Annotated in this window: 20 protein-coding genes and 1 pseudogene; 13 read left to right on the top strand and 8 right to left on the bottom strand. The window is 60.1% G+C overall.

Annotation, left to right across the window (positions count from 1 at the left end; translation table 11 throughout):
• The first annotated feature begins 3 nt into the window (after window positions 1–3).
• The 10 genes from F0320_RS15905 (at window position 4) to iolB (ending at window position 13,114) form a co-directional block, all read left to right on the top strand.
• Entirely contained in the window at window positions 4–1,509 is a 1,506-nt protein-coding gene (locus tag F0320_RS15905) for a CoA-acylating methylmalonate-semialdehyde dehydrogenase (RefSeq protein ID WP_047652667.1), read from the top strand.
• An 11-nt stretch (window positions 1,510–1,520) separates the two neighbouring features.
• On the top strand, window positions 1,521–3,446 hold the full coding sequence (gene iolD, locus F0320_RS15900; RefSeq protein WP_126329972.1) for a 3D-(3,5/4)-trihydroxycyclohexane-1,2-dione acylhydrolase (decyclizing): 1,926 nt from the start codon (window positions 1,521–1,523) through the stop codon (window positions 3,444–3,446).
• A 289-nt stretch (window positions 3,447–3,735) separates the two neighbouring features.
• Window positions 3,736–4,722 (top strand): inositol 2-dehydrogenase, encoded by a 987-nt coding sequence (iolG, locus tag F0320_RS15895; protein WP_047652665.1) that lies wholly within the window; start codon window positions 3,736–3,738, stop codon window positions 4,720–4,722.
• Between the two features lie 31 nt (window positions 4,723–4,753).
• Complete coding sequence (locus F0320_RS15890; protein WP_021241824.1) at window positions 4,754–5,683, top strand: sugar ABC transporter substrate-binding protein; 930 nt, start codon at window positions 4,754–4,756, stop codon at window positions 5,681–5,683.
• Between the two features lie 48 nt (window positions 5,684–5,731).
• Entirely contained in the window at window positions 5,732–7,279 is a 1,548-nt protein-coding gene (locus tag F0320_RS15885; RefSeq protein ID WP_047652664.1) for a sugar ABC transporter ATP-binding protein, read from the top strand.
• Window positions 7,280–7,290: 11 nt separating this feature from the next.
• The gene (locus F0320_RS15880; protein WP_126329971.1) at window positions 7,291–8,319 is read left to right on the top strand and encodes an ABC transporter permease; all 1,029 of its coding nucleotides are present in this window, start codon (window positions 7,291–7,293) and stop codon (window positions 8,317–8,319) included.
• Window positions 8,320–8,327: 8 nt separating this feature from the next.
• On the top strand, window positions 8,328–9,461 hold the full coding sequence (locus F0320_RS15875; RefSeq protein WP_149323897.1) for a Gfo/Idh/MocA family protein: 1,134 nt from the start codon (window positions 8,328–8,330) through the stop codon (window positions 9,459–9,461).
• A gap of 12 nt (window positions 9,462–9,473) precedes the next feature.
• Window positions 9,474–11,378 carry a bifunctional 5-dehydro-2-deoxygluconokinase/5-dehydro-2-deoxyphosphogluconate aldolase gene (locus tag F0320_RS15870; RefSeq protein ID WP_126329967.1) on the top strand — a complete coding sequence of 635 codons (1,905 nt, stop codon included), beginning with the start codon at window positions 9,474–9,476 and terminating at the stop codon, window positions 11,376–11,378.
• 11 nt (window positions 11,379–11,389) lie between these two features.
• The gene (gene iolE, locus F0320_RS15865; RefSeq protein ID WP_126329965.1) at window positions 11,390–12,280 is read left to right on the top strand and encodes a myo-inosose-2 dehydratase; all 891 of its coding nucleotides are present in this window, start codon (window positions 11,390–11,392) and stop codon (window positions 12,278–12,280) included.
• Window positions 12,281–12,289: 9 nt separating this feature from the next.
• On the top strand, window positions 12,290–13,114 hold the full coding sequence (gene iolB / locus F0320_RS15860; RefSeq protein ID WP_126329963.1) for a 5-deoxy-glucuronate isomerase: 825 nt from the start codon (window positions 12,290–12,292) through the stop codon (window positions 13,112–13,114).
• Between the two features lie 57 nt (window positions 13,115–13,171).
• On the opposite strand, the gene F0320_RS15855 is transcribed toward iolB, so the two are convergent.
• Genes F0320_RS15855 through F0320_RS15845 form a run of 3 tightly spaced genes read right to left on the bottom strand, consistent with a single transcriptional unit; the run spans window position 13,172 to window position 15,674 of the window.
• Window positions 13,172–13,915: an alpha/beta fold hydrolase gene (locus F0320_RS15855; protein WP_126329961.1), complete on the bottom strand. Its 744-nt coding sequence runs from the start codon at window positions 13,913–13,915 to the stop codon at window positions 13,172–13,174.
• Between the two features lie 11 nt (window positions 13,916–13,926).
• The gene (locus F0320_RS15850) at window positions 13,927–14,394 is read right to left on the bottom strand and encodes a DUF6130 family protein (protein WP_126329959.1); all 468 of its coding nucleotides are present in this window, start codon (window positions 14,392–14,394) and stop codon (window positions 13,927–13,929) included.
• 50 nt (window positions 14,395–14,444) lie between these two features.
• Window positions 14,445–15,674 (bottom strand): MFS transporter, encoded by a 1,230-nt coding sequence (locus F0320_RS15845; protein ID WP_126329957.1) that lies wholly within the window; start codon window positions 15,672–15,674, stop codon window positions 14,445–14,447.
• Window positions 15,675–15,746: 72 nt separating this feature from the next.
• On the opposite strand from F0320_RS15845, the pseudogene F0320_RS15840 reads away from it, so the two are divergent.
• A pseudogene (locus F0320_RS15840) lies at window positions 15,747–16,662 on the top strand (LysR family transcriptional regulator).
• Here F0320_RS15840 and F0320_RS15835 read toward each other — a convergent pair.
• Window positions 16,659–16,829, bottom strand: coding sequence for a YfgG family protein (locus F0320_RS15835; RefSeq protein WP_023333002.1), 171 nt, complete (start codon window positions 16,827–16,829; stop codon window positions 16,659–16,661). The pseudogene F0320_RS15840 and the gene F0320_RS15835 sit on opposite strands and share 4 nt — an antisense overlap.
• A gap of 369 nt (window positions 16,830–17,198) precedes the next feature.
• Here F0320_RS15835 and F0320_RS15830 point away from each other — a divergent pair, with 369 nt between their 5' ends.
• Window positions 17,199–19,439: an EAL domain-containing protein gene (locus F0320_RS15830; protein WP_126329953.1), complete on the top strand. Its 2,241-nt coding sequence runs from the start codon at window positions 17,199–17,201 to the stop codon at window positions 19,437–19,439.
• Window positions 19,440–19,443: 4 nt separating this feature from the next.
• Here F0320_RS15830 and ppx read toward each other — a convergent pair whose 3' ends face one another.
• From ppx to purM, 4 genes are all read right to left on the bottom strand, one after another.
• Window positions 19,444–20,982, bottom strand: coding sequence for an exopolyphosphatase (gene ppx, locus F0320_RS15825; RefSeq protein WP_023308773.1), 1,539 nt, complete (start codon window positions 20,980–20,982; stop codon window positions 19,444–19,446).
• A gap of 3 nt (window positions 20,983–20,985) precedes the next feature.
• Entirely contained in the window at window positions 20,986–23,046 is a 2,061-nt protein-coding gene (gene ppk1 / locus F0320_RS15820) for a polyphosphate kinase 1 (protein ID WP_033146179.1), read from the bottom strand.
• Between the two features lie 207 nt (window positions 23,047–23,253).
• Window positions 23,254–23,895, bottom strand: a complete 642-nt coding sequence (gene purN / locus F0320_RS15815; protein WP_032643559.1) for a phosphoribosylglycinamide formyltransferase — start codon at window positions 23,893–23,895, stop codon at window positions 23,254–23,256.
• Window positions 23,892–24,929, bottom strand: coding sequence for a phosphoribosylformylglycinamidine cyclo-ligase (gene purM, locus F0320_RS15810; RefSeq protein ID WP_126329951.1), 1,038 nt, complete (start codon window positions 24,927–24,929; stop codon window positions 23,892–23,894). The genes purN and purM overlap by 4 nt, the downstream gene beginning before the upstream one ends.
• A gap of 266 nt (window positions 24,930–25,195) precedes the next feature.
• Here purM and F0320_RS15805 point away from each other — a divergent pair, with 266 nt between their 5' ends.
• Entirely contained in the window at window positions 25,196–26,626 is a 1,431-nt protein-coding gene (locus F0320_RS15805; RefSeq protein ID WP_126329948.1) for a 6-phospho-beta-glucosidase, read from the top strand.
• The last annotated feature ends 6 nt before the right edge of the window (window positions 26,627–26,632 follow it).

Genomic DNA, 26,632 nt, shown 5'->3' with positions numbered 1-26,632 from the left:
AGGATGGAGACGGTAGCGAATTTTATTCACGGCGAATGTGTCACCGGTTCAGGCCAGCGCGTTCAGGCGATCTTCAACCCGGCCACCGGCGAGCAGATCCGCCAGGTGGTGATGAGTACGGCACAGGAAACGGAGCAGGCGATTGCCGCCGCGCAGCAGGCATTTCCGGCGTGGGCGCGCCATGCTCCGCTTAAGCGCGCGCGCGTGATGTTCCGCTTCAAGGCGCTGCTGGAAGAGAACATGGATCGCCTGGCCCGCCTCATCAGCGAAGAGCACGGCAAGGTCTTCTCCGACGCGGTGGGCGAACTGACCCGCGGCCTGGAAGTGGTGGAGTTTGCCTGCGGCATCCCTCATCTGCAAAAGGGTGAACACTCGGCGAACGTCGGGACCGGCGTCGACAGCCACTCGCTGATGCAGCCGCTCGGCGTCTGCGCCGGGATCACCCCGTTTAACTTCCCGGCGATGGTGCCGATGTGGATGTTCCCGATTGCGCTGGCGACCGGCAACACCTTCGTGCTGAAGCCGTCGGAAAAGGATCCTTCTCTGGCGCTCGCGCTGGCGCAGCTGCTGAAAGAGGCCGGCCTGCCGGACGGCGTCTTCAACGTGGTGCAGGGCGATAAAGAGTCCGTTGACGTGATCCTGACCGACCCGCGCGTGCAGGCGGTGAGCTTTGTCGGCTCCACGCCGATTGCGGAATACATTTACCAGACCGCGTCCGCCCACGGCAAGCGCTGTCAGGCGCTGGGCGGTGCGAAAAACCACTGCATCCTGATGCCGGACGCCGACATGGAGATGGCGACCAACGCCATCATGGGCGCGGCCTACGGCGCGGCGGGGGAACGCTGCATGGCGCTCTCGGTGGTGCTGGCGGTGGGGGATAAAACCGCCGATGACCTCTGCGCCCGGCTGGAAAAACAGATTGCCGCGCTGCGCGTCGGGCCGGGCCTGGACCAGTCGCCGGAAAACGAAATGGGGCCGCTCATCTCCTCCGCGCACCGCAGCAAGGTGCTGGGCTACATCGACAGCGGGGAAGCGCAGGGAGCGAAACTTCGCGTGGACGGTCGCGGCTTCAGCGTGAAGGGCCACGAGCAGGGCTACTTCGTCGGCCCGACGCTGTTCGATAACGTCACTCCTGAAATGACCATCTATAAAGAAGAGATTTTTGGCCCCGTGCTTTCTGTGGTGCGCGTAGCAGATTACGCCAGCGCGGTGGATCTGATTAACCGCCATGAATATGGTAATGGCTCGGCGATCTTCACCCGCGACGGCGGCTGCGCGCGCCGATTCTGCGAAGAGGTGCAGGCGGGCATGGTGGGGGTCAACGTGCCGATCCCGGTGCCGATGGCGTTCCACAGCTTCGGCGGCTGGAAGCGTTCCATCTTTGGTGCGCTCAACGTGCACGGCAACGACGGCGTGCGCTTCTACACCCGAATGAAAACCATCACCGCGCGCTGGCCGGAAATGCAGCAGGAGACAGGCGCTGCGTTCTCTATGCCAACGCTGGGCTGACAGGAGGTTTTATGCAAACCGAACGTATGACCATGGCCCAGGCGCTGGTCCGGTTCCTTAATCAACAGTACGTCAGCGTGGACGGCAACGAAACGCCCTTCGTGGAGGGCGTCGCCACCATCTTTGGGCACGGCAACGTGCTGGGTATCGGCCAGGCGCTGGAGCAGGACCCGGGCCATTTGCAGATCATGCAGGGCTGCAACGAGCAGGGGATTGCCCATATGGCGACGGGATTCGCCAAACAGCACCGCCGCCAGCGTATTTTTGCCGTTACCTCCTCGGTCGGGCCGGGCGCCGCCAATATGGTCACGGCCGCGGCCACCGCTACGGCGAACCGCATTCCGCTGCTGCTGCTGCCGGGTGATATCTACGCCAGCCGCCAGCCGGACCCGGTGCTGCAGCAGATCGAGCAGTATCACGACCTCAGCATCAGCACCAACGACTGCTTCCGTCCGGTCTCCCGCTACTGGGACCGCATCAACCGCCCCGAGCAGCTGATGAGCGCGATGTTAAGCGCGATGCGAACGCTTACTGACCCCGCAGATACCGGAGCGGTGACCATCTGCCTGCCGCAGGACGTGCAGGGAGAGGCCTGGGACTACCCGCTGAGCTTCTTCGCGCGTCGCGTGCACCACATCGAACGCCGTCCGCCCGATCCGCAGCGTCTGGCGCAGGCGCGGGCGCTGATCGCCCGCAAGCGTCATCCGCTGGTGGTGTGCGGCGGCGGCGTGCGCTATTCCGGCGCGCATGAGGCGTTTCGCGAATTTGTCGAGACGCTGCGGCTGCCGTTTGCTGAAACTCAGGCCGGAAAGGGAGCACTGGTAAGTGACCACCCACTTAACCTGGGCGGCGTTGGGGTGACGGGCGGAATGGCCGCCAACCAGCTCGCGCCGCAGGCCGATTTAGTGATTGGCATCGGCACGCGCCTGACCGACTTTACCACCGGCTCCAAGGCGCTCTTTTCCCATCCGGACGTCGAATTCCTGCTGCTGAACGTGGCCGAGTTTGACGCCCTGAAGCTGGACGCGATCGCGCTGATTGCCGATGCTCAAACCGGGCTCCAGGCATTGACCCACGCGCTCGGGGATTACCGCAGCGGCTGGGGAGAGGCGATCGCCGAGGCGAAGTCCGCCTGGCGCGACGAGTGCCGCCGCCTGTGGGATCGCCAGTGGCGTCCTGACGACGCGCCCGAAGTGGCGGGGCACCTGGATGCGCAGCTGGCGGAATACGGCGAGGCGCTCAACACCCGCCTGACCCAGACGCGGGTGCTGGGGCTGATCAACCAGCATGTTGAAGATAACGCCATCGTGGTGGGCGCGGCCGGTTCGCTGCCGGGGGATTTACAGCGCCTCTGGCAGGTCAAGACGCCGGACAGCTATCACCTGGAGTACGGCTACTCCTGCATGGGCTACGAGATTGCGGCGGCCCTCGGCGCGAAGCTCGCCAGACCCGAACTGCCGGTGTACGCCATGGTGGGGGATGGCTCCTACATGATGCTGCACTCCGAACTGCAAACCGCCGTTCAGGAGGGCATTAAGGTCACCGTTCTGCTGTTTGATAACGCCAGCTTCGGCTGCATTAACAACCTGCAGATGGGGCACGGTATGGGCAGCTTTGGCACGGAAAACCGCCACCGCAACCCGAAAACCGGACGGCTTGACGGTCCGCTGGTGAAGGTCGACTTCGCGCAAAACGCGGAGAGCTACGGCTGCCGCGCGTGGCGGGTGAACGATGAGCAAAGCCTGCTGGCGGCGCTTGAGGCGTCGCGGGCGCATCCCGGCCCGACGCTGCTGGACATCAAGGTGCTGCCGAAGACCATGACCCACGATTACGCCTCGTGGTGGCGAACCGGTGATGCGCAGGTGGCGGCGTCGTCTGCCGTGCGTGAGGCCGCTGAGCAAACCCAGGCGCAGGTGAAAAAAGCCCGCCAGTATTAAGTTTTCCTGCCGTAACGAAATTTTCATTTCATTTTTGTTTTCCCCTCACCCTAACCCTCTCCCACCGGGAGAGGGGACGGAACGGTGCGTTTTTTTCTCCCTCGCCCCTCTGTAATGGCGAGGGCATCCCTCCCGCCATGTTGTGAGATTGATAACAGAATTTATCTCATTCATCTCAAAAGTGTTAACCCGCACTCAAAAACATAATTTTCACTATTTATAAAAATGAAATAAATGTTTTATTTATAGGGTCGTTAGTTCACAGCATTCACCAACACCGGGAGCCGTTATGTTTAACATTGCTTTACTGGGCGCTGGCCGAATTGGCCAGGTACATGCAGCTAACATCGCCAGCCACGGCGCGACCACGCTCTGGTCCGTGGTTGACCCGAATCAGGAATTTGCCACCCGCCTCGCCACGCAGTATCAGGCCCGCCAGCAGAGCCTGGAAGAAGCGATGACCGACCCTAACGTTCACGCCGTGCTGATCGCCTCCGCCACCGATACCCACGCGGACCTGATTGAAATGGCCGCCCGCCACGGCAAGGCCATCTTCTGTGAAAAGCCGGTACATCTCGACCTCGCCCGCGTGCGCGACTGCCTGAAGGTGGTCAAAGAGTACGACGTGCCGCTGTTTATCGGCTTTAACCGCCGCTTTGACCCGCAGTTCCGCCGCGTGAAAACCGACGCGCAGGCCGGGCGCATCGGCAAACCGGAATCGCTGCTCATCATCTCCCGCGACCCGTCTCCCCCGCCTGCTGAGTACGTGCGCGTCTCCGGCGGCATGTTCCGCGATATGACCATTCACGATTTTGACATGGCGCGCTTCATCATGGGCGAAGAGCCGGTGTCGGTGTATGCCCAGGGCAGCAACCTGGTGGATCCGGCGATTGGCGAGGCGGGGGATATCGATACCGCGTTTATCGTTCTGAAATATGCCTCCGGCGCGATGGCGACCATCGTCAACAGCCGCCGTTCATCTTACGGCTACGACCAGCGCCTGGAGCTGCACGGCTCCGAAGGGCTGCTGTGCGCGGGCAACATTCTGGAAAACCAGGTGCAGCACTACGGCAAACAGGGCTGCACCAGCGCGCTGCCGGAACATTTCTTCCTGCAGCGCTACAAATCCGCTTACGCCGCGGAATGGGAACACTTTGTCGCGGTCCTGCGCGGGGAAGCGGTGCCTGACTGCAGCGGCGATGATGGTGAACGTGCGCTGTACCTCGCGGATAAAGCGCTGGAGTCACTGCGCAGCCAGCGCGAGATCGTCCTCTAAACACAACAACCCTACACAGAGAGACATAATAATGAAAAAACTGATCGTAGCCGCCCTCATCGCCATGACGTCCGGGGCCGCCCTCGCCGAAAACGAGCAAATCGTCTTCAGTACGCCAAACCTGGCCATGCCGTTTGAAGTTCACATGCAGCGCACGGCGGTGAAAGCCGCAAAAGAGATGGGCGTGAAGCTTCAGGTGCTGGACGGGCAGGGCAGCTCGCCGAAGCAGGTGGCTGACCTGGAAAACGCCATCACCCGCGGGGCGCAGGGCTTTATCGTCTCCCCGAACGACGTCAACGCGGTCTCCAGCGCGGTGGATGAAATTCAGGACGCGAAGCTGCCGGTGGTTACCCTTGACCGATCCGTCGACAGCCAGAAGAAAGTGCCGCACTTTGGCGCCAACAACTACAAGGGCGGCCAGGCGATTGGCGATTTCGTCAAAACCAAATTCCCCAACGGCGCGGAGATCATTCTCCTCACCGGCCAGCCGGGCTCCTCTTCCAATATTGAACGCACCAAAGGGATCCGCGACAGCCTGAAGGCGGGCGGGGATAAATACAAGATCGTCGCCGACCAGACCGGCAACTGGATGCGTTCTGAAGGGATGCGCATCGTTGAAAGCGTTCTGCCTTCGCTGCCGAAACGCCCGCAGGTGATCCTCTCCGCCAACGACGATATGGCGCTGGGCGCGATTGAAGCCCTGCAGAGCCAGGGCGTGAAGCCGGGCGAAATCCTCGTGACCGGGTTTGATGCGGTGCCGGAAGCGCTGGCCCGCGTGCGCGACGGCTGGCTGGCGGTGACGGCGGATCAGCGTCCGGGCTTTGCGGTGCAGACGGCGATGAGCCAGCTGGTGGCCAACGTGCGCGAGAAGAAAGCCATTACCGGGGCCGACTATCCGCCGACGCTGATCACCAAAGAGAACCTGCAGCAGGCTGAGCGTATCGGCGAGGCCGGTAACTGATATGTCCCGAGCCGCCTCCGGCGGCTCAAGATGAGGAGGAGCAGACCGATGTCGCAACCCTTACTGAAAGTGACCGACCTGGCAAAAAGCTTTTCCGGCGTCTGGGCGCTGAGCAGCGCCCAGCTGACCGTCGGCGCGGGGGAGATCCACGCCCTGCTGGGGGAAAACGGGGCGGGTAAATCCACGCTGCTGAAGGCGCTCGCGGGCGCGCAGCCGCAAACGCGCGGGGAGATCTGGTTCAACGGCGAAACGCTGCCGGTGGACGACTCCCCGGTGGAACGGCAGAACAAGGGCATTATCACCATCTATCAGGAGTTCAACCTGCTGCCCAACATGACCGTCGCGGAAAATATGTTTCTCGGGCGCGAGCCGCGTAAACGGAACCTGATCGTCGACGAAAGGGCGGTCAACCAGGAGGCGCAGGTCATTCTCGATTACCTGCAACTGAACGTTGCGCCGACCACGCCGGTCGCCCGCCTGAGCGTCGCCCAGCAGCAGATGGTGGAGATCGCCCGGGCGCTGACCCTCAACGCCCGCCTGATCATCATGGACGAACCCTCCGCCGCGCTGAGCGACAGCGAAGTGGAAAGCCTGCACCGCGTGGTGCGGGAGCTTAAAAACCGCGGCGTGAGCATTATTTACGTTACCCACCGCCTGCACGAAGTTTTCCAGCTCTGCGATCGCTTCACCGTTTTCCAGGACGGCCGCTTTACCGGCACCGGCGCGGTGGCGGAGACCAACGTCGAGCAGCTGATCCGCCTGATGGTCGGACGCGACGTGGCCTTTAACCGTCGCCCCGCCAGCGAAACCCATCATGAGGACAAACCCGTCCGCCTGGCGGTGAAGGGGCTGAGCCGCGAAAAGCCGCCGCTGGATCCGCACGGCATCGCCCTGCACGACATCAGCTTCCACGTTCACGCCGGGGAGGTCTTAGGCATTGCCGGGCTGGTGGGCGCGGGGCGTACCGAAGTGGCGCGCTGCCTGTTTGGCGCAGACGCCTTTACCGCCGGGAGCTTTGAGCTGGACGGCGTGCCGTACCAGCCGCGCGACCCGCTCTATGCCCTCGATCAGGGCGTGGCGCTGGTACCGGAAGACCGCAAAAAAGAGGGGGCGGTGCTGGGGCTGTCGATTCGCGACAACCTGTCGCTCTCCTGCCTCTCCTCGCTGCTGCAGTGGCGCTGGTTCGTAAACACCCGCAAGGAGGACGACCTGATTGAGTCCTACCGCAAGGCGCTGCAGATCAAAATGGTCGACAGCGCGCAGGAGGTGCGCAAGCTCTCCGGCGGCAACCAGCAAAAGGTGATCCTCGCGCGCTGCATGGCGCTCAACCCGCGGGTGCTGATCGTCGATGAGCCGACGCGCGGCATCGACGTGGGGACCAAATCGGAAGTGCACCAGGTGCTGTTTGACATGGCGAAAAAGGGCGTGGCGGTGATCGTGATCTCCTCCGATCTGCCTGAGGTGATGGCGGTGTCCGACCGGATCATCACCCTCAGCGAAGGCCGGGTGACCGGCGAGATCCACGGCGACGACGCTAACGAAGAACGGCTGATGACGATGATGGCCATCAACCACAACGCCCTGAACGCGGCATAACGGAGTTTCTCATGACGCAGATGATTTCTAAAACGCAGGCCCCGGCCAAACGCGCCGGACGCATCGATCCCATCGCCTTCTTCGAGCGCTTCGGGGTGCTGATTTTCATGATCCTGCTGCTGATCTTCTTCCAGTCGCAGAACAGCAACTTTTTCTCTGAACGCAATATTTTCAACATCCTGACCGAAGTCTCCATCTACGGGATCATGGCCGTGGGGATGACCTTCGTTATTCTGACCGCCGGGATTGACCTCTCCGTGGGCTCCATTCTGGCGGTGTGCGCCATGACCGCGGCGTACGTCATTAAGGGCGACAACTTCACCACCGTCGATCCGAACGCCTGGGGCGGCATGAGCTGGCTGATTGGTCTGGGGATTTGTCTGGCAATGGGCACGGCGATTGGCTTCCTGCACGGTCTGGGCGTGACCCGCCTGCGCCTGCCGCCGTTCATCGTGACCCTCGGCGGGATGACCATCTGGCGCGGCCTGACGCTGGTGATCAACGACGGCGCGCCGATCGCCGGTTTCGACCCTGGCTACCGCTGGTGGGGGCGCGGGGAGCTGCTCGGCATCTCCATTCCGATCTGGATCTTCGCCATCGTCGCCCTCGGCGGCTATCTGGCGCTGCATAAAACCCGCTGGGGCCGCTTCGTCTACGCCATCGGCGGTAACCCGGAGGCGGCGCGCCTGGCGGGGGTGAACGTGAAGCGCGTGCTGGTTAGCGTCTACGTGCTGATCGGCTGTCTGGCCGGGCTGGCGGGCTTCATCCTGAGCGCGCGTCTGGGGAGCGCCGAGGCGGTGGCCGGGATCTCCTTTGAGCTGCGCGTCATCGCCTCGGTGGTGATCGGCGGTACCTCCCTGATGGGTGGCTACGGGCGCATCGGCGGCACCATCATCGGCTCCATTATCATGGGGATTCTGATTAACGGCCTGGTGCTGATGAACGTCTCGGCCTACTACCAGCAGATTATCACCGGATTAATTATCGTTCTGGCGGTGGCATTCGATACCTATGCCAAAAGCCGTCGCGGCGCACTGTGAGGATCACGATGAAAGAGGTTCGTATTGGATTAATTGGCACCGGTTATATCGGCAAGGCGCACGCTATCGCCTATGCCCAGGCCCCGACGGTGTTCAACCTGCGCGGCAGGCTGGTGCGCGAGATGGTGGCGGAAGTCACGCCGGAGCTGGCGGCAGAGCGCGCGCAGGCGTTTGGCTTCAACCGCTCCACCGGGGACTGGCGGGCGCTGGTGGCCGACCCGGCCATTGACGTGGTGGATATTTGCTCGCCGAACCACCTGCATAAAGAGATGGCGCTGGAGGCGATCCGCCACGGCAAGCACGTCTACTCGGAGAAGCCGCTGGCGCTGAACGCCCACGACGCGCGCGAGATGGTAGACGCGGCGAAGCGGGCCGGGGTGAAAACGCTGGTGGGGTTCAACTACATGAAAAACCCGACGGCGCAGCTGGCGAAGGAGATTATTGCGCGCGGCGAGATTGGCGAGGTGATCCACTTCTACGGCACCCACAACGAAGATTATATGGCCGACCCGCTCTCGCCTGTTCACTGGCACTGCTTCAAAGAGACCGCCGGGCTGGGGGCGCTGGGCGACCTCGCGGCTCATATCGTCAATATGGCCCAGTACCTGGTCGGGGAGATTGAGCAGGTCTGCGGCGACCTGAAGATCGTGGTCCCGGCGCGCCCGGCGAAGGCCGGATCGTCTGAGATGATTGCCGTCGAAAACGAGGATCAGGCCCACGCGATGGTGCGCTTCGCGGGCGGGGCGCAGGGCGTGATTGAAACCTCCCGCGTTGCCTGTGGCCGCAAGATGGGGCTGTCGTACGTCATCACCGGGACGAAAGGCGCCATCAGCTTCACCCAGGAGCGCATGGCCGAGCTGAAGCTCTATCTGCATGACGATCCGGTGAATCGTCAGGGATTCCGCACCTTACTTGTCGGCCCGGCGCACCCGGACTACGCCGCGTTCTGCATGGGCGCAGGCCACGGGATAGGCTTTAACGATCAAAAAACGGTGGAGGTGCGCGACCTGGTGGACGGTATTGCCGCCGACGCGCCGATGTGGCCGGACTTCGAAGAGGGCTGGAAGGTGTCTCGCGTGCTGGACGCGATTGCGCTCTCGCACCGGGAAGGCCGCTGGCTGAACGTGAACGACATTGTCTGATGAGGTATCAACGTGGAAAAGCAGTTTGATGTGATATGCATGGGCCGCGTGGCGGTAGACCTCTACAGTCAGCAGATTGGTGCCCGTCTGGAGGATGTGTCGAGCTTCGCCAAATACCTCGGCGGGTCGTCGGGTAACGTGGCGTACGGCACCGCGCGCCAGGGTTTACGTTCGTCGATGCTGGCGCGCGTCGGCGATGAACATATGGGCCGCTTCCTGCGGGAAGAGCTCAACCAGGTGGGCTGCGATACCAGCCATCTGATTACCGATAAACAACGCCTTACGGCGCTGGTGCTCCTCGGCATTAAAGACCGGGACACCTTTCCTCTGATTTTTTATCGCGATAACTGCGCGGATATGGCGATTACCGCCAGCGATGTGGACGAAAGCTACATTGCCTCCGCACGTTGTCTTGCCATCACCGGGACTCATCTTTCTCATCCGCAAACCCGCGAGGCGGTGCTGACGGCGCTGGGCTATGCCCGCCGTCACGGCGTGCGCACGGTGCTGGACATCGACTATCGTCCGGTGCTGTGGGGGCTGACCGCCTTAGGCGACGGGGAAACGCGCTTTATCGCCGCCGATAAGGTCACCCGCGAGCTGCAGGAGGTGCTGCACCTCTTCGACGTGATTGTCGGCACCGAGGAGGAGTTTCACATTGCGGGCGGCAGCACGGAGACCCTGCAGGCGCTGGAGCAGGTGCGCGCCGTCAGTGAAGCAACGCTGGTCTGCAAACGCGGCGCGCTCGGCTGCTCGGTCTACACCGACGCCATTCCGCCCCGGCTGGACGACGGCCTGACGGTGACCGGCGTGCGCGTGGAGGTGCTGAACGTCCTCGGCGCAGGGGACGCGTTTATGTCCGGCCTGCTGCGCGGCTACCTGAACGACGAAGGCTGGGAGCAGGCGTGCCGCTACGCCAACGCCTGCGGCGCGCTGGTGGTTTCGCGCCACGGCTGCGCCCCGGCGATGCCGAGCAAAATCGAGCTGGATGACTATCTCTCCCGCGCCGCGATGGTGCCACGCCCGGATCTCGACCCGCGTCTGAACCACCTACACCGGGTAACCACCCGCCGCCGCGAATGGCCGGAGCTGTGCGTGATGGCCTTCGACCACCGCAGCCAGCTTGAGGATATGGCGATGCAGTGCGGCGCGTCGCTTAAGCGCATTCCGGCGCTGAAGCAGCTGATCCTGCAGGCCAGCCGCGAGGCGGCGAGCCGCGCCGGGCTGGAGGGCAAAGCCGGACTGCTGTGCGACGGCACCTTTGGTCAGGACGCGCTGAACGCGATCACCGGGGAAGGGTGGTGGATTGGTCGTCCCATTGAGCTGCCGGGCTCTAGGCCGCTGGAGATGGAGCACGGCAACATCGGCACCCAGCTTATCAGCTGGCCGCAGGAGCACGTGGTGAAGTGCCTGGTCTTCTTCCACCCGGAAGATGCCCACGGCCTGCGCCTGGAGCAGGAGCAGAAAATAGCCGAGGTGTACCACGCCTGCTGCCGGTCCGGGCACGAGCTGCTGCTGGAGGTGATCCTGCCCGCGACCATGCCGCGCAGCGACGAGCTCTACCTGCGCGCCATCTCCCGCTTCTACAACCTCGGCATTTACCCGGACTGGTGGAAGCTGCCGCCGCTCTCCGCCGACGGCTGGACGGCGCTGAGCGAGATTATCGAACGCCGGGACCCGCACTGCCGCGGGGTGGTGATCCTCGGCCTGGACGCCCCGGCAGAACAGCTGCGCGCGGACTTCAAAGCCGCAGCGGGGCAGGCGGTAGTAAAAGGCTTCGCCGTGGGACGCACGCTGTTTGGCGATGCCTCCCGCGCGTGGCTGAAGCAAGATATTGACGATGCGCAGCTGGTGGCGCGCATCCGGGACAACTACCTGCAGCTTATCGCCTGGTGGCGCGAGCGCGGACACGCATAATGGAGACGACAATGAGTGTGCAATTAGGCATTAATCCGCTGACGTGGACGAACGACGATCTGCCTTCTCTCGGCGCGGAGACGTCGCTGGAGACCTGTCTGAGCGAAGGTAAAGAGGCCGGTTTTGCCGGCTTCGAGCTGGGCAATAAATTCCCGCGCGAAGCGCGCCTGCTTGGCCCCATCCTGCAGCGTCACGACCTGCAGCTGGTCTCCGGCTGGTACTCCGGCCGCCTGCTGGAGCGCAGCGTGGAGGAGGAGATCGCCGCCGTGCAGTCCCACCTGACGCTGCTGCGCGAGCTGGGGGCGAAGGTGCTGGTGTTTGCGGAAGTGAGCGGCTGCATTCACGGCGAGCAGCAGACCCCGGTGCATCTGCGCCCGCGCTTCCCGCAGGAACGCTGGAAGGAGTACGGCGAGAAGCTCACCGAATTTGCCCGCTATACGCAGCAGCAGGGCGTGCAGATTGCCTACCATCACCATATGGGCACGGTGATTGAATCTGCCGAGGACGTGGACAATCTGATGACCCACACCGGGGAGGCGGTCGGACTGCTGCTGGATACCGGCCATCTGACCTTTGCCGGGGCCGATCCTCTGGCGGTGGCGCAGCGCTGGGCGTCGCGCATCAATCACGTTCACTGCAAAGACGTGCGCGCCGACGTGCTGGCGGACGTCAAAAACCGCAAAACCAGCTTCCTCGATGCGGTGCTGAGCGGCGTGTTTACCGTGCCGGGCGACGGCTGCGTCGATTACCCGCCGATTATGCGGCTGCTGAAGGTGCAGGATTATCACGGCTGGCTGGTGGTCGAGGCCGAGCAGGATCCGGCGATTGCCCATCCGCTGACCTACGCCCGTCTGGGGTATAACAACCTGAGCCGCCTGGCGCGCGACGCCGGACTGATTTGAGGAGGTGACATGTCACGTCTGCTATCACGCTGGCAACAGCCGAACGGTGAAGGGCGCACGCAGTCCGTCACGCCGGAACGCGCCGGCTGGGGATACGTTGGCTTTGAGGCGTATGAGCTGCAGGAGGGGCAGCTGCTGACGCTGCCCGCCGTCAGCGAAGAGCGCTGTCTGGTGCTGGTGGCCGGACGCGCCTCCATCAGCACGCCTTCCGCGCAGTTTAACGACATCGGCGAGCGGATGAGCCCCTTCGAGCGCATCAAGCCGTGGGCGGTTTACGTCACTCCGCAGGAGTCGGTGCAGGTGAAGGCGCTGACGACGCTGGAGCTGGCGGTCTGCGCCGCGCCGGGCAAGGGCACCTATCCGACGCGGCTGATTGCCCCGCAGGATATCGACGGTGAAGCGCGCGGCAAAGGACATAACCAGCGCTACGTGCATAATATTTTGCCGGAAGACAGGCCCGCCGACAGCCTGCTGGTGGTGGAGGTGTGGACCAGTGAGGGCTGCACCAGCTCATACCCGAGCCACAAGCACGACACGGATAACCCGCCTCAGGAGACGTATCTGGAGGAGACCTACTACCATCGCCTCAACCCGGAGCAGGGGTTCTGCATGCAGCGCGTCTATACCGACGACAGAACGCTGGATGAGTGTATGGCGGTCTATAACCGTGACGTGGTGATGGTGCCGAAGGGCTACCACCCGGTCGCGACGATGGCCGGGTATGACAGCTACTACCTCAACGTGATGGCCGGCCCGGTGCGTAAATGGATGTTCACCTGGGAAGAGGACCACGCGTGGATTAATCGGGATTATCCCGCGAACAGGGAGCGCTGAAGCGGTCTTTTTTGCCGGGTGGCGCCGTGCTTACCCGGCATAAAGTCCGCAAAAATACTACTTTGCTTCAACCGCCTGCGCAATCGTCCGGGCGATAGCCTCCGGCTGGCTGACCATAGACACGTGGCTTGCCGCCACCTCGGCGGTTTTCGCATGGATCGTCTTCGCCATCGCGCGTTCAAGATCGGGGTTGATCATTCGGTCATTCTTGCTGACCACATACCAGCTAGGTTTGTCATGCCACGCCGCGTGGGCAACCTTTTCACCAAACGCCTCGGCCTTAATTGGCCCCTGCGTGGCCGCAATGGTCTGTTGTTCTACCGGTTTCACGTCAGGCGCGAAATCCTTCCTGACGGCGTCCGCTGGCAGGTATAAATAGCCGTCCGCCGTTTTGGCAATGCCCGCGCTGCCCGGCGGCGCGGGGAAGCTTCCTGCCAGATCCGCCGTCGACTGGCCGGAGTCCGGCGCGAACGCCGCTACGTATACCAGCGATTTGACCCGCGCATCGTTGCCCGCCTCGCTAATGACGGTGCCGCCCCAGGAGTGGCCCACCAGCACCACGTCACCCTGGGCGCGGGCGATGGCCCGCCGCGTGGCCGCAACGTCATCCTTAAGCGACGTGAGCGGGAGCTGGACGGCAATGACTTCTGCGTGCTGCTTCTGCAAAAGGGTAATTACCTTATTCCAGCTGCTGCCGTCGGCAAACGCGCCGTGCACCAGCACGACGCTGGTATTACTCTGCGCAAAGGCGCTGGCGGAAAGCGCCAGCAGGCCTGCCGTGACTACAGACAGTGCTTTCATCTTCAGACTCCTTAAAAATGGTGGACCGCCGCATGGGGCGGGACGGTGAATTCAACGGTTTTGTGGTCGAGCGGCTTATGCGTCGGGTCGGCCAGAATTATCGTCACCTTGTGTTTACCGGCGGGCAGCCCTACCAGGATCACCGGTTCTCCGCTGGCGTCAGCCCAGTGCCACGGCGCGTCATCCACCACCACGTGAATGTGCCCGATGCGCGGGGTGACCTTGAGCGCTTCAGGTCCGAATACCGGCTCGATACGCAGGTTTTCGGCACGGTACTGGATAAACACCGCGCCTTTGCTCAGCGGCCCGGCAAGCGGGGGATCGACGATCAGCTTTGCGGGCGGCTGCGGCTGCGCCAGCGGGGCAACGGCGGCGGGGCCGTTCACGTCCGCGGCGCTCAGGTTGTCGAGCGGTGTGGCCTGGGCATGGGCTACAGATGCCAGGACAAGCAGGGGTAAAAGTGCATAGCGACGAATCATGGGCTCTCTCCTCATCGGTTCTGAATGGCGACAGGGAAAGAAAACCATTTTTATGTATCGGAGATATTTGCCGGAGGCGGGGTTTTGTACCCGTTTGTCAGCGTGACGCTCTGGATACAGTGCGATACAGTTTGCCTGCGTGGACGGCGCACAATCGCTATCGCCAGCCCGGCAATTACCAGCGTCAGCCCCGTAGAAGCCCACATTGCACCCGCTATCCCCAGCGTTTTATTCAGCCACGCATAGGCGAACGGTGAGGCTGCCGCCATCAGCTGGCCGGGGATAAGCAGCATGCCCGTGCGGCGGGCATAGCTCTCGGTACTAAACAGCTCCAGCGGCAGGGCGGCTTTTACGATGGTGACCAGCCCGTTGATGGCGCCGTAGCCCAGCACAAACCCGGCCGCACACCACGCAAACAGGGCGCTGCTCATCCCCAGAAGAAAGCAGAGCGGCATGGCGAGGGCGGTGAAAAGGGTCAGCCTGAACGGCGTTAAGCGAGCGCCCGCCAGCACCTCCACAGAACGAGCGCCCGTCTGGCCGATCCCCCACAGCATCCCGATGGCGACCGGCAGGCCGAAGTGGGCAATAAACTCCGGCAGATGGGTGGACGTGCCGTTAGAGACAAAGGTGATGAGGGCAATGAAGGCGGCATAAAGCCAGCCGTTACGCCGCTCGTTGTTCAGCGGCGGCGCGGCGACCCTTGCCGTCACCGTCAGCCGCTGTCGGGGAAGCGTTCGAATCAGCATCGCGCTCAGCAGGCCGAAGAGAGCATAGACGCGCAGCGCCTCCTGCCAGCTCATGACATGAAGCAGAGCATCGCCCAGCGGCCAGAAAACGGCGGAGGCCAGCCCGCCCGCCAGCGTGACGCGTGAGATTGTTCTTCGCGCCTGCTGCCCGTAGAGGTTTACCAGCGCGGCGAACAGCGCATCGTACAGCGACAGGCGCATCCCTGTGCCGCCGATCAGCCAGGCGCAGTACCAGCCAAAAAGCGTCTGGCTGTACGCCATCCCTGCGCAGCTTGCGGCGATCAGCAACGTGCCGCTCATTACCACCTTCTGACCGCCAAAGCGTGCCAGCAGGCGGGCGACAAACGGGGAAACCGCCGCCATCACCAGCATCGCCAGCGTCAGGCCGAGGTAAATCTGCGGTGATGACCATCCCCGGTCGGCTGAAATGGCCAGCGCAAAGGTGCCGGGCATATAAAACGAGATCCCCCAGTTGATGAGCTGATGACATCCCGCCGCGAGGGCGAGGCGGCGTGGCAGGGCAGGTGTTTCCATTGTTTTTCATTCCGTTATGCAGTTGTCCTGAGCATAACTCGCGCGCTATTGTGCTGGCAGGGCAGCAACCTTATGCGCGGTATAAGAGAAACTTTGAATGACAACGCTTAATCTGGGCTATCTCGCCACGTTCCGTCTGGTGATCCAGCGCGGCAGCTTTTCAGCGGCAGCGGATGCGCTGGGTATCTCCCAGCCCGCCGTCAGCCTGCAAATACGCCAGCTGGAGCAGTTTCTGCAAACGCGGCTGGTGGAGCGTACCGGGCGGGGGATTAAGGCGACGCCTGCCGGAGAAGCATTGCTGGCGCACGGAGAGCGTATTCAACTGGCGGTGGATGACGCCATCCGGTCCGTGAGCGCATTCAGCCACGATGTGAGCGGCATCATTACGCTTGGCACGGGGGCAACGGCCTGCATCCATCTTCTGCCGCCGCTGCTGGAGAAGTTGCGGCGCGACTATCCGCTCCTGAGGGTGGGGGTGACGACGGGCAACACGCTCGATATCGTCAGGGCCATCGAAGAGAACCGGCTCGATATGGGACTGGTGACGCTGCCGGTAAGTGGCAGATCGCTGGACGTCATGCCGGTAATGGACGAAGAGTTTGTTTTTATCGCGTCGCAGGAGCAGCTGGAGGCTTTCAGGGACTTTTCCCCGGAGGCGCTGCACGCTCAGCCGCTGATTGCCTTTGAATCAGGCAGCGGTACCCGGGCGCTGATCGATGGCTGGTTTGCGGTTAATGGATTAGCGATCGCACCGGTGATGCAGCTTGGCAGCATCGAGGCGATCAAACGCATGGTTCGCGCGGGGCTGGGCTACAGTATTGTGCCGCGAATGGCGGTCGAAAAGGATGTCGATCGCGAAGGGCTACGCGTGATGTCGCTTACGCCCATGCTGCAGCGGCAGCTGGCGGTGGTCATGCGGCAGGATAAAATCCTCAGCAAAGGGATCGCGGCCATTATTCGGCTCGTGCAACATCCTTCGGCTGTTTAGCGATCGGCGGTGTCGACGGTCAGGCTGGATTGCTGCGACTGGGTTTTGTCCTGATGGTGGTACCAGGCGCCAATTGAAGAGTAAACGAAGCGGCCAAAGAAAAACAGGAAGCTGATGAGCAGTATGATGCGGGTCATTCGGGTATTAAATTGATGTCGTTTTCGCATACGCGTGACCTGACTCACTCTGTTTTTCCTGGATAAGCCCTTTTGGGCGACAAGGATATTAAGGCACAGCGGGAAGACGGGGTCAATTCTGCTGTGTGTAAATAACCGTCAATGTTTACATTAATTAGTGTTATTGAAATTAGTTAAGGCATTTACCACATTGATAATATGAAGAAAATGATTTCAAAAAAACGCCGCAAACAGATATTTGCGTAAAATAGTTTGATTTAAGTCAACGGCTTCCCGGCCCTTATATTTAAAATCCTTCCTCCACACAGTTCGCCCGCACGCTGCCGGGCGGCGCTTACGTCAGGTTGGATGCCTGTCTTTATTTTCCCTCTGGAGCGAAAGGGGTTTAACCGGGCATCTATGAACATTCTGGCTTTCCTGAAAAAAAATGAAAACCGCTGGTGGGCATTGCCGCTTATTTTGCCTGTGGTTTTACTTCCCGTGCTGAGTATCGCGAATACCTTCACGCAGCTGGGCGACGGCATTGCGGCACTCTATTATTTACCCCTCTCATTTTTGCTTTCGCTGATGATGTTTTTTGGCCTGGAAGCGCTGCCCGGGATCGTATTGTCGCTGTTTATCCGCTATTACCCGTCGGTCGGGATGTTTGAAACCTTCGCGGGGATCCTCCATTTTGTCGTCCCTTTAGTCCTCAGTTGGGGTGGCTACCGGGTATTTGCGCCCAGACGGAATATGACCGCGTACGGCGACGTGCGGCTGATGGCGCAGCGCATCTTCTGGCAGGTATTCTGCCCTGCGACGCTGTTTCTGGTGCTGTTTCAGTTTGCGGTCTATCTGGGCGTGTATGAGAGCCGTCAGAGCCTTGCGGGATTAAACCCCCTCAATATTCGCACGCTCATCAACTATCAGACGCTGCTGGTCAGCGGGCTGACGGGCGTGCCGCTGAGCTATCTGCTGATCCGCCTGCTTCGCCATCCGCGCTATCTCATAAGCCTTCTCTCGCAGATCCGTTCCGGGATAGACAAAAAGGTGACGGTCATTGAGTTTCTAATGTGGGTTATCGCGCTTGGCGGACTGCTTTCGCTGCTGCTACTTCCGATGAATGAGAACAGCTCCATTTTCACCACCAACTACACCCTTTCCCTGCTGATGCCGGTGATGCTCTGGGGCGCGATGCGTTTTGGATATAAGCTGATTTCGCTTATCTGGACGCCGGTACTGCTGGTATCTATTCACTATTTTTACCGCTATATCCCGGTGAATCCTGGGTATGACATTCAGCTGGCGATCACCTCTTCCAGTTACCTGGTCTTCTCGTTCGTGGTGATTTATATGTCGATGCTGGCGACCCGGCAGCGCGCGGCGAACAAACGCTCCCGCAGGCTGGCGCTGCTCGACCCGGTCGTCCATATGCCTAACCTGCGGGCGCTGTCGCGCGATCTGGCGAAAAACCCGTGGTCGGCGCTCTGCCTGCTGCGCATTCCGGAGCTGGAAATTCTGGGCCGAAATTACGGCGTGTTGCTGAGGATTCAGTACAAGCAGCAGCTGGCGCAGTGGGTGAATGGCATTCTCCAGCCCAATGAGCTGGTCTATCACCTGACCGGGTATGACCTGGCGGTACGGCTTAACGCGGAATCGCACCAGCAGCGTATTGAAGCCCTGGACGAGCATATCAAGCAGTTCCGCTTTGTCTGGGACGGCATGCCGCTGCAGCCGCAGGTGGGCGTGAGCTATTGCTATGTCCGGTCCCCGGTTAACCATCTTTATCTGGTGCTGGGCGAGCTGGGCGTGGTCGCCGATCTGTCGCTCTCCTCCAACCATCCGGAAAATCTTCAGCAGCGTGGGGCCGTCCATTTGCAGCGCAACCTTAAGAATAAAGTCGCAATGATGAGCCGCCTGCAAAAGGCGCTGGATAACGACGAATTCACCCTGCTGGTTCAACCCGTTCGCGGCATGCGTGGCGATTGCTATCACGAGGTCCTGCTCCGGATGCCGGATATCAACGGGCTATTGATCTCCCCCGACCGGTTCCTGCCCGTCGCGCAGGAGTTTGGCCTCTCCTCGCGGGTAGATTTGTGGGTGCTCGAGCACACCCTGTGTTTCCTGGCCGCGCATCGCGAAAGACTGCCCGGCCAGCGCTTTGCCATTAATCTTGCCCCGTCGACCGTGTGTCGGGTGCAGTTTCCGCTTGAGGTGAGTCGCCTGCTGGCGAAATACGCCATTGAGCCGTGGCAGCTGATCTTTGAAGTGACGGAGTGCAGCACTTTTTGCAATGCGGAGCAGGGGCTACACATCCTCCGGCAGCTGCAGAAAATGGGGGTACGTATTGCGATTGATGATTTTGGCACCGGCTATGCGAGCTATGCGCGGCTGAAAAGCGTGGACGCGGATATTCTCAAGATTGACGGCAGCTTTATCCGCAATATCGTCAACAACAGCCTGGATTATCAGATTGTGGCGTCTATCTGCCATCTGGCGCGCATGAAGAAAATGCTGGTGGTGGCGGAGTATGTCGAAAGCGAAGAGATACGTAGCGCGGTTCAGGCGCTAGGCATCGATTATGTGCAGGGTTATCTGATTGGCAGACCGGCACCGCTTGAGTCACTGCTGGAAGCAGAGGCGTCCACCGCGGACGCCTGAGCCGTTACGCTGCGACGTCGGCGCTCTCTTCTTCGATTTTGAGCAGCCAGCCGGTGACCGCTTCCCAGTACTGCTGCTCTTTTTCCAGATCCAGCAGGACCAGCGCGTTCTGGCTGAACCAGTCGTGCGGGAAGCTCAGCGTCCAGTGATGGTCGTCTGTTTTCAGTTTTAACGTTGGGGGCGTCGTTGTCGCCTGACGCTGGTTATTGAGCAGCACGCCCAGACGCAGCAGCTGAATAAGCGGCAGGAACTGTTTTTTCTTGAACAGCGTAAAGCGCGGCAGATCGTCAAGCTTGATGGCCTTGCGGTGATAACGCACCAGGGTCGCCATCATGGTTTGCTGCTCCTGGTTGAAGCCAGGCAGATCGCTGTTTTGCAGAATGTAGGCAGAATGGCGGTGCATCCCGCTGTGGTTGATGTTCAGCCCCACCTCGTGCAGCATCGCGGCCCATTTCAACAGCGCGGCAAGCTGCGGGTGCGCGAGCTTAGGATTCTGCTCCTGCCACTGTTCGTACATCTGCACCGTGGTGTCCAGCACGCGCTTCGCCTGTTCACGGTCGATGTTGTACTGGTTGGCCAGGCTTTGCGCGGTGCGGCTGCGAATATCCTGATGGCGGAAGCGGCCTTCCATCTCATACAGCACGCCTTCGCGCAGCGCGCCGTCCGACAGACGCAGCTCTTTTATGGCGAGGGCATCAAACACGCCGCAGAGAATAGCCAGCCCCGGCACGAATACCGCTTTACGCTCGTCGGAAAGACCCGGCAGGCTTAAGGCGTCAAAACTTTTATGCTTCAGCACTTCTTCGGTCAGCAACGTCAGGCGTTCGGGCGTGATAAACCCGTCTTTTTCACCCATCGCCAGCAGCACCTCATGCGCCGCCTTGATGGTGCCTGACGCGCCCAGCGCCACGTTCCAGCCCTGAATACGGTACTGCCAGGCCAGGTTTTCCAGCTTCTGGACGGCCGCCATACGCGCGCGCTGGAAGTTCTCGCGGGTGATGGTGCCGCCCGGGAAATACATCTGTGCGAAGCTGACGCAGCCCATACGGCGACTTTCCACCAGGCGCGGCTCAAAGTCTTCGCCGATCACCAGCTCCGTTGAGCCACCGCCGATATCGATAACCAGCTTGCGCCCTTTTTCCGGCTGGGTGTGCTCAACGCCCATGAAAATCAGACGCGCTTCTTCGTTGCCGGAGATGATCTCAATCGGGTAAGGGATCACTTTTTCGGCCCGCTTGAGGAACTCCGGGGCGTTCAGGGCCTGGCGTAGGGTGTGGGTGCCCACGATGCACACGCTGGAGGGCGAGAAGCCCTGCAGGCGTTCAGCAAACAGCGACAGGCAGTTTAACCCGCGCTCCATCGCCTCTTCGCTGAGCATGCTGCGTTCATCAAGACCATCCGCCAGATGTACGCGCTGCTTCAGACGACCGATGATCTGCAGCGCGCCATCCACCTCACGGGCGATGACCATGTGGAAACTGTTAGAGCCAAGGTCGACCGCGGCGAATTCCTGCGGGCGTGGGGTCTTATCATTTATCGGCATAGGTTAATCGGGTTGCTCGAGTGATTTGATATAGTCGTAAATCGCCAGTTGCGACCGCACTTTGCGGCGGTTGCCGCGCGGTACATAGCGGTTACTGAGTTCTTTGTCGATATAGCGTGCTTTCACGGTATCGCTGAACAGAATCTCGATGATGTCGAGGATCTGCTGCTTCAGACGCGGATCCAGCAGCGGTGCCGCGACTTCAATACGGTAGTCAATATTGCGCGTCATCCAGTCTGCCGAAGAGAGATAGACCTGTTTATCACCCGCATTATCAAAAATATAGATCCGATCGTGTTCCAGGTAACGGTCAACGATGCTGATCACACGAATATTGTCGCTGATGCCTTCCAGTTCCGGGATCAGCGAGCACATGCCGCGGATCAGCAGGTTAACCGGCACGCCGGAGCTGGACGCTGCATATAGCCTGTCCACCAGCCCTTTGTCGACAAGGTTGTTAAGCTTCAGCGTGATGCCGGACGACAGCCCTTTCTGGGCATTGGCGATCTCTTTATCGATCATATCGTACAGCAGGCGGCGCGAGTTCTGCGGCGAGACCAGCAGATAGTCGAAGCTCACCGGACGGTACGGGTTTTCGATAAAGTTAAAGACCCGGCGCACTTCGTTAGTGATGCGGGCGTCGGCGGTCAAGAGCGAGTAGTCGGTATAAATTCGCGCCGTTTTCTCGTTAAAGTTCCCGGTACCGATGTGGGCATAACGCACCACATCGTCGCCCTCTTTACGGGAGATCAGGAACAGCTTGGCGTGAATTTTCAGCCCCGGCGCGGAGAAGATGACGTGCACACCGGCTTCCGTCAGACGGCGCGCCCAGTGAATGTTGGCCTCTTCGTCGAAGCGCGCCTGCAGCTCAACCACCACGGTGACCTTTTTGGCGTTGTGCGCCGCGTGGATCATCGCATCGATGATGCGGGAATCTTTTGCCACGCGGTAAATATTGATTTTAATCGCCAGCACGCTCGGGTCGAACGAGGCCTGACGCAGCAGTTCCAGCACGTGCTCAAACGTGTGGTACGGATAGTAGAGCAGCACGTCACGTTCGCGAATGGCGTCGAATCCGTTGCGGAATTTATCGAACCACAGATGGCGCAGGCGCGGCAGCGGTTTATTGACCAGATTGGCTTTGCCGACGTTCGGAAAGCCAATAAAGTCTTTAAAGTTGTGGTAGCGGCCACCCGGCACGATGGAGTCATAGCGCGAAATGGTCAGTTTCTCGCGCAGCATCTCCACCATGGCGTCCGGCATATCGCGCTGATAGACAAAACGCACCGGTTCAGCCGTCAGGCGCTGTTTCAGGCTGGAGGACATCAGCTCCATCAGGCTGGCTTCCATCTCGTGCACCAGGTCATATTCGGCGTCACGAGTCATCTTCATCGAGTAGGCGTTTAACGCATCGTAATCGAAGAAGCCTTTGAAGATGTCGTCCAGACAGTAGCGCAGGATGTTATCGAGCAGGATCATCGGCTTGCGTCTGCGCGGAGTTTCCGGCGGCAGGTTCACAAAGCGCGGCACCTTGTCGGACGGGATCTCCAGCAGCGCGTAACGGATGGATTCACCGCGAATAATTTCCACCGCCAGGTAGGTGTAATCATCCTTCAGGAACTGGACCAGATCGGTTTCGCGGTTGATCAGAATCGGGGTAATGTGCTGGCGCAGATAGTGTTTGAAGTAGTGGCGCAGCCAGTTTTGTTGGTTAACGGAAAGCTGACGTTCGTTAATCAGGAAGATTTGATTGCGCGCCATCTCCAGCAGCAGTTCGTTATACAGGCCGTCAAATTCCTGATCGGCTTTCAGCACGCGGGACTGGATTTTACCCAGTAAATGCCGCGAGTGCGAGTTTAAGCCCTGTTCTTCGCTGATGATGATGCGTCTTTTCAGCTCGGCAAAGCGAACCTTGTAGAACTCATCCAGGTTGTTGGAATAAATGCCCAAAAAACGCATGCGCTCGATCAGCGGGTTACTTTTGTCTGCCGCTTCCTGGAGTACACGTTCGTTGAATGCTAACCAGCTTAGCTCTTTCTCGATATATAACTTTTCCTGACCCATTACAGCTCACACTCCAGTTCAATCACAGGACGTGGTAAATCCGTCTCGTCCTTATTATGGCGAGCATTTCCACGATATGTCCAACAGTGCCAGAAAAGTATGACAGTTATTTTTTTTGTTGGGGATTTTAGAAGGTTGGAGAAGGGAATATCGGGTAATGCAATGAACAGGTCGGGTAAGCGCAGCAGCGCCACCCGACATAGCAAACTACTCTTCCGCCGCATAACCCTGCGGGGGTAACTTCACGCCGTCCAGCCAGGCTGCGCCGTCGCGCATCTCGAGACGCCCGTCGACAAACCAGCTGACCACCAGCGGGTAAATGGCGTGTTCCTGGGTCTGCACGCGTTCGGTCACGTCTTCTTCGCTGTCGCCGTCAAAGACCGGAACTTTGGCCTGAAGTATCACCGGGCCGCCGTCCAGCTCGTCGGTAACGAAATGCACGGAGGTGCCGTGCTCCTCATCGCCGTTTTCCAGAACCTGACGATGGGTGTGCAGGCCGGGATATTTCGGCAGCAGGGAAGGGTGGATATTCAGCAGACGTCCGGCGAAGTGTTCGACGAAGGCCGGGCTTAGAATACGCATATAGCCCGCCAGCACGACCACGTCCGGCGCGTAGGCATCAATCTCCTGAACCAGCTCGCGGTCAAAGGCTTCACGCCCGGCGAACTGGCTGGCTTCCAGCGCGTGCGCGGGAATGTTCGCTTCCCGCGCGCGCTCAAGGCCGAACGCGTCGGCCTTGTTGCTGAAAACTGCCCGAATGGTGCCATTGATTTTCTTCTGTTTGCAGGCGTCTATGATGGCCTGCAAATTGCTTCCGTTGCCGGAAATGAGCACCACGATGTTTTTCATTCAATGACCACACGCTGTTCGGAATCGGAAGCTTTAATCGTACCGATTTTCCACGCGTTTTCACCTTTTTCAGTCAGCAGCTTAACCGCTTTATCCGCTTCGCTTTCCGGCAGGGCGATAACCATGCCAACGCCGCAGTTAAAGGTGCGGTACATTTCGTGAGAGCTCACGTTGCCCGCGGTCTGCAGCCAGTTAAACACGGCTGGCCACTGCCATGAGGATTCGTCGATCACCGCCTGGGTGTTGTCCGGCAGGACGCGCGGGATGTTTTCCCAGAAGCCGCCGCCGGTCAGGTGAGCGATAGCGTGAACGTCGACGTTCTCGATAAGCTCAAGCACGTTTTTCACGTAGATGCGGGTCGGCGCCAGCAGATGGTCAGCCAGCGGTTTACCGTCAAGCTCGGTGGTCAGCGGGTCGCAACCGCTCACTTCGAGGATTTTACGCACCAGGGAGTAGCCGTTGGAGTGCGGGCCGCTGGAAGCCAGCGCGATCAGCACATCGCCATCGGCCACTTTGCTGCCGTCGATAATTTCTGATTTTTCTACTACGCCGACGCAGAAGCCCGCGACGTCATAATCTTCGCCGTGATACATGCCCGGCATTTCTGCGGTTTCACCACCGACCAGCGCACAGCCGGACTGCAGACAGCCTTCGGCGATACCGTTAATCACGCTGGCAGCGGTATCCACGTCCAGTTTGCCGGTCGCGAAGTAATCGAGGAAGAACAGCGGCTCTGCGCCCTGAACCACCAGGTCATTCACGCACATCGCGACCAGATCGATACCGATCGTGTCGTGACGTTTTAAATCCATCGCCAGGCGCAGTTTGGTGCCTACACCGTCAGTACCCGAGACCAGAACAGGTTCACGATATTTTTGCGGCAGCGCGCACAGTGCGCCGAATCCACCCAGACCACCCATCACTTCCGGGCGGCGGGTTTTTTTCACCACACCTTTGATTCGGTCAACCAGCGCATTACCTGCGTCAATATCAACACCGGCATCTTTGTAGCTGAGAGAAGTTTTGTTGGTCACGGCTTAAATCCCCACGCGATTGCATAGCTAGTAAGAAAAATCGGCGCAATTCTAACAGTCCAGGCAAACGTTTGCGAGCCTATTCTGGACGTGGGGATCTTTTTTTCTGTGTACTTCGTGAATGCAGCCAAACTTGACTCTGTTCACGAAAATGAAACCGGTTTCTGAGAACTGCTTGCAACAGCTATGCCCTTTGCACATCATCGAACTGAAACCGGTTTCTGTAATTGTTTTTGCAGAAAATAACGCAGAATGAGGGAAAGCGAATGTCAGGATTTAAAGCAGATTTTCTGTGGGGCGGGGCCGTTGCGGCGCACCAGCTGGAAGGCGGCTGGAAAGAGGGCGGCAAGGGCGTGAGCGTCGCCGACGTCATGACCGCGGGGGCGCACGGCGTGCCGCGTGAAATCACCAACGGCGTGCTGGAGGGGAAAAATTACCCTAACCATGAAGCCATCGATTTCTACCACCGCTATAAAGAAGACATCAAACTCTTTGCCGAGATGGGGTTCAAATGCTTCCGCACCTCTATTGCCTGGACGCGGATCTTCCCGAAAGGCGACGAGCTTGAGCCTAACGAGGCTGGCCTGAAATTCTATGACGATCTGTTCGACGAATGCCTGAAGTACGGCATCGAGCCGGTTATCACTCTTTCTCACTTCGAGTTGCCTTTCCATCTGGTCACCGAATACGGCGGCTGGCGCAACCGTAAGCTGATCGACTTCTTCGTTCGTTTTGCAAAAGTGGTGTTCCAGCGCTACCAGCATAAGGTGAAGTACTGGATGACCTTCAACGAGATCAACAACCAGGCTAACTTCCACGAAGACTTTGCGCCGTTCACGAACTCCGGGCTGAAGTACGCGCCGGGTGAAGACCGTGAACCGGTGATGTTCCAGGCGGCGCACTACGAGCTCGTGGCCAGCGCCCTGGCGGTGAAGGCGGGGCGCGAGATTAACCCGTCGCTGCAGATTGGCTGCATGATTGCCATGTGTCCTATCTACCCGCTGACCTGCGCGCCGGACGATATGATGATGGCGATGAACGCCATGCACCGCCGCTACTGGTTCACCGACGTGCACGTGCGCGGCAAGTACCCGCAGCACCTGCTCAACTACTTCGAACGTCGCGGCTTCGCGCTGGATATAACCGAAGAGGATAAAGCGGCGCTGACGCAGGGCTGCGTCGATTACATCGGGTTCAGCTACTATATGTCCTTCGCCACCAAGGCGACGGCGGATAACCCGCAGCTGGATTACGACGAAAGCAAGAGCCTGGTCTCTAACCCGTACGTGCAGAAATCCGACTGGGGCTGGCAGATTGACCCGGTCGGGCTGCGCTACTCCCTGAACTGGTTCTGGGATCACTACCAGCTGCCGCTGTTTATCGTTGAGAACGGCTTTGGCGCGATCGACGTGCAGGAGAGCGACGGCATGGTGAACGACCAGTACCGTATTGATTATCTGGCCGCCCACATCCGCGAGATGAAAAAAGCGGTGGTGGAAGATGGCGTGGATCTGATGGGCTACACCCCGTGGGGCTGTATCGACCTGGTGTCTGCCGGCACGGGTGAAATGAAAAAACGCTACGGCTTTATCTTTGTCGATAAAGATAATGAAGGCAACGGCACGCTCAACCGCAGTAAGAAGAAATCGTTCGACTGGTATAAGCAGGTGATTGCCAGCAACGGAGAGCAGCTCTAAGCGCCA

Source organism: Enterobacter dykesii, assembly GCF_008364625.2.
Taxonomy (GTDB): domain Bacteria; phylum Pseudomonadota; class Gammaproteobacteria; order Enterobacterales; family Enterobacteriaceae; genus Enterobacter; species Enterobacter dykesii.
Note: the sequence above shows the minus strand (reverse complement) of the source record. Positions and strands in the feature narration are given on the sequence as shown.

Excerpts from the sequence above, each read along its gene's own strand:
- iolD (WP_126329972.1), top strand. The coding sequence starts at position 1,521 with ATGCAAACCGAACGTATGACCATGGCCCAGGCGCTGGTCCGGTTCCTT.
- F0320_RS15905 (WP_047652667.1), top strand. The coding sequence starts at position 4 with ATGGAGACGGTAGCGAATTTTATTCACGGCGAATGTGTCACCGGTTCA.
- F0320_RS15875 (WP_149323897.1), top strand. The coding sequence starts at position 8,328 with ATGAAAGAGGTTCGTATTGGATTAATTGGCACCGGTTATATCGGCAAG.
- F0320_RS15835 (WP_023333002.1), bottom strand. The coding sequence starts at position 16,829 with ATGCGAAAACGACATCAATTTAATACCCGAATGACCCGCATCATACTG.
- F0320_RS15850 (WP_126329959.1), bottom strand. The coding sequence starts at position 14,394 with ATGATTCGTCGCTATGCACTTTTACCCCTGCTTGTCCTGGCATCTGTA.
- F0320_RS15880 (WP_126329971.1), top strand. The coding sequence starts at position 7,291 with ATGACGCAGATGATTTCTAAAACGCAGGCCCCGGCCAAACGCGCCGGA.
- iolG (WP_047652665.1), top strand. The coding sequence starts at position 3,736 with ATGTTTAACATTGCTTTACTGGGCGCTGGCCGAATTGGCCAGGTACAT.
- F0320_RS15890 (WP_021241824.1), top strand. The coding sequence starts at position 4,754 with ATGAAAAAACTGATCGTAGCCGCCCTCATCGCCATGACGTCCGGGGCC.
- iolB (WP_126329963.1), top strand. The coding sequence starts at position 12,290 with ATGTCACGTCTGCTATCACGCTGGCAACAGCCGAACGGTGAAGGGCGC.
- F0320_RS15885 (WP_047652664.1), top strand. The coding sequence starts at position 5,732 with ATGTCGCAACCCTTACTGAAAGTGACCGACCTGGCAAAAAGCTTTTCC.
- F0320_RS15845 (WP_126329957.1), bottom strand. The coding sequence starts at position 15,674 with ATGGAAACACCTGCCCTGCCACGCCGCCTCGCCCTCGCGGCGGGATGT.
- purN (WP_032643559.1), bottom strand. The coding sequence starts at position 23,895 with ATGAAAAACATCGTGGTGCTCATTTCCGGCAACGGAAGCAATTTGCAG.
- iolE (WP_126329965.1), top strand. The coding sequence starts at position 11,390 with ATGAGTGTGCAATTAGGCATTAATCCGCTGACGTGGACGAACGACGAT.
- F0320_RS15830 (WP_126329953.1), top strand. The coding sequence starts at position 17,199 with ATGAACATTCTGGCTTTCCTGAAAAAAAATGAAAACCGCTGGTGGGCA.
- F0320_RS15855 (WP_126329961.1), bottom strand. The coding sequence starts at position 13,915 with ATGAAAGCACTGTCTGTAGTCACGGCAGGCCTGCTGGCGCTTTCCGCC.
- ppx (WP_023308773.1), bottom strand. The coding sequence starts at position 20,982 with ATGCCGATAAATGATAAGACCCCACGCCCGCAGGAATTCGCCGCGGTC.
- F0320_RS15805 (WP_126329948.1), top strand. The coding sequence starts at position 25,196 with ATGTCAGGATTTAAAGCAGATTTTCTGTGGGGCGGGGCCGTTGCGGCG.
- ppk1 (WP_033146179.1), bottom strand. The coding sequence starts at position 23,046 with ATGGGTCAGGAAAAGTTATATATCGAGAAAGAGCTAAGCTGGTTAGCA.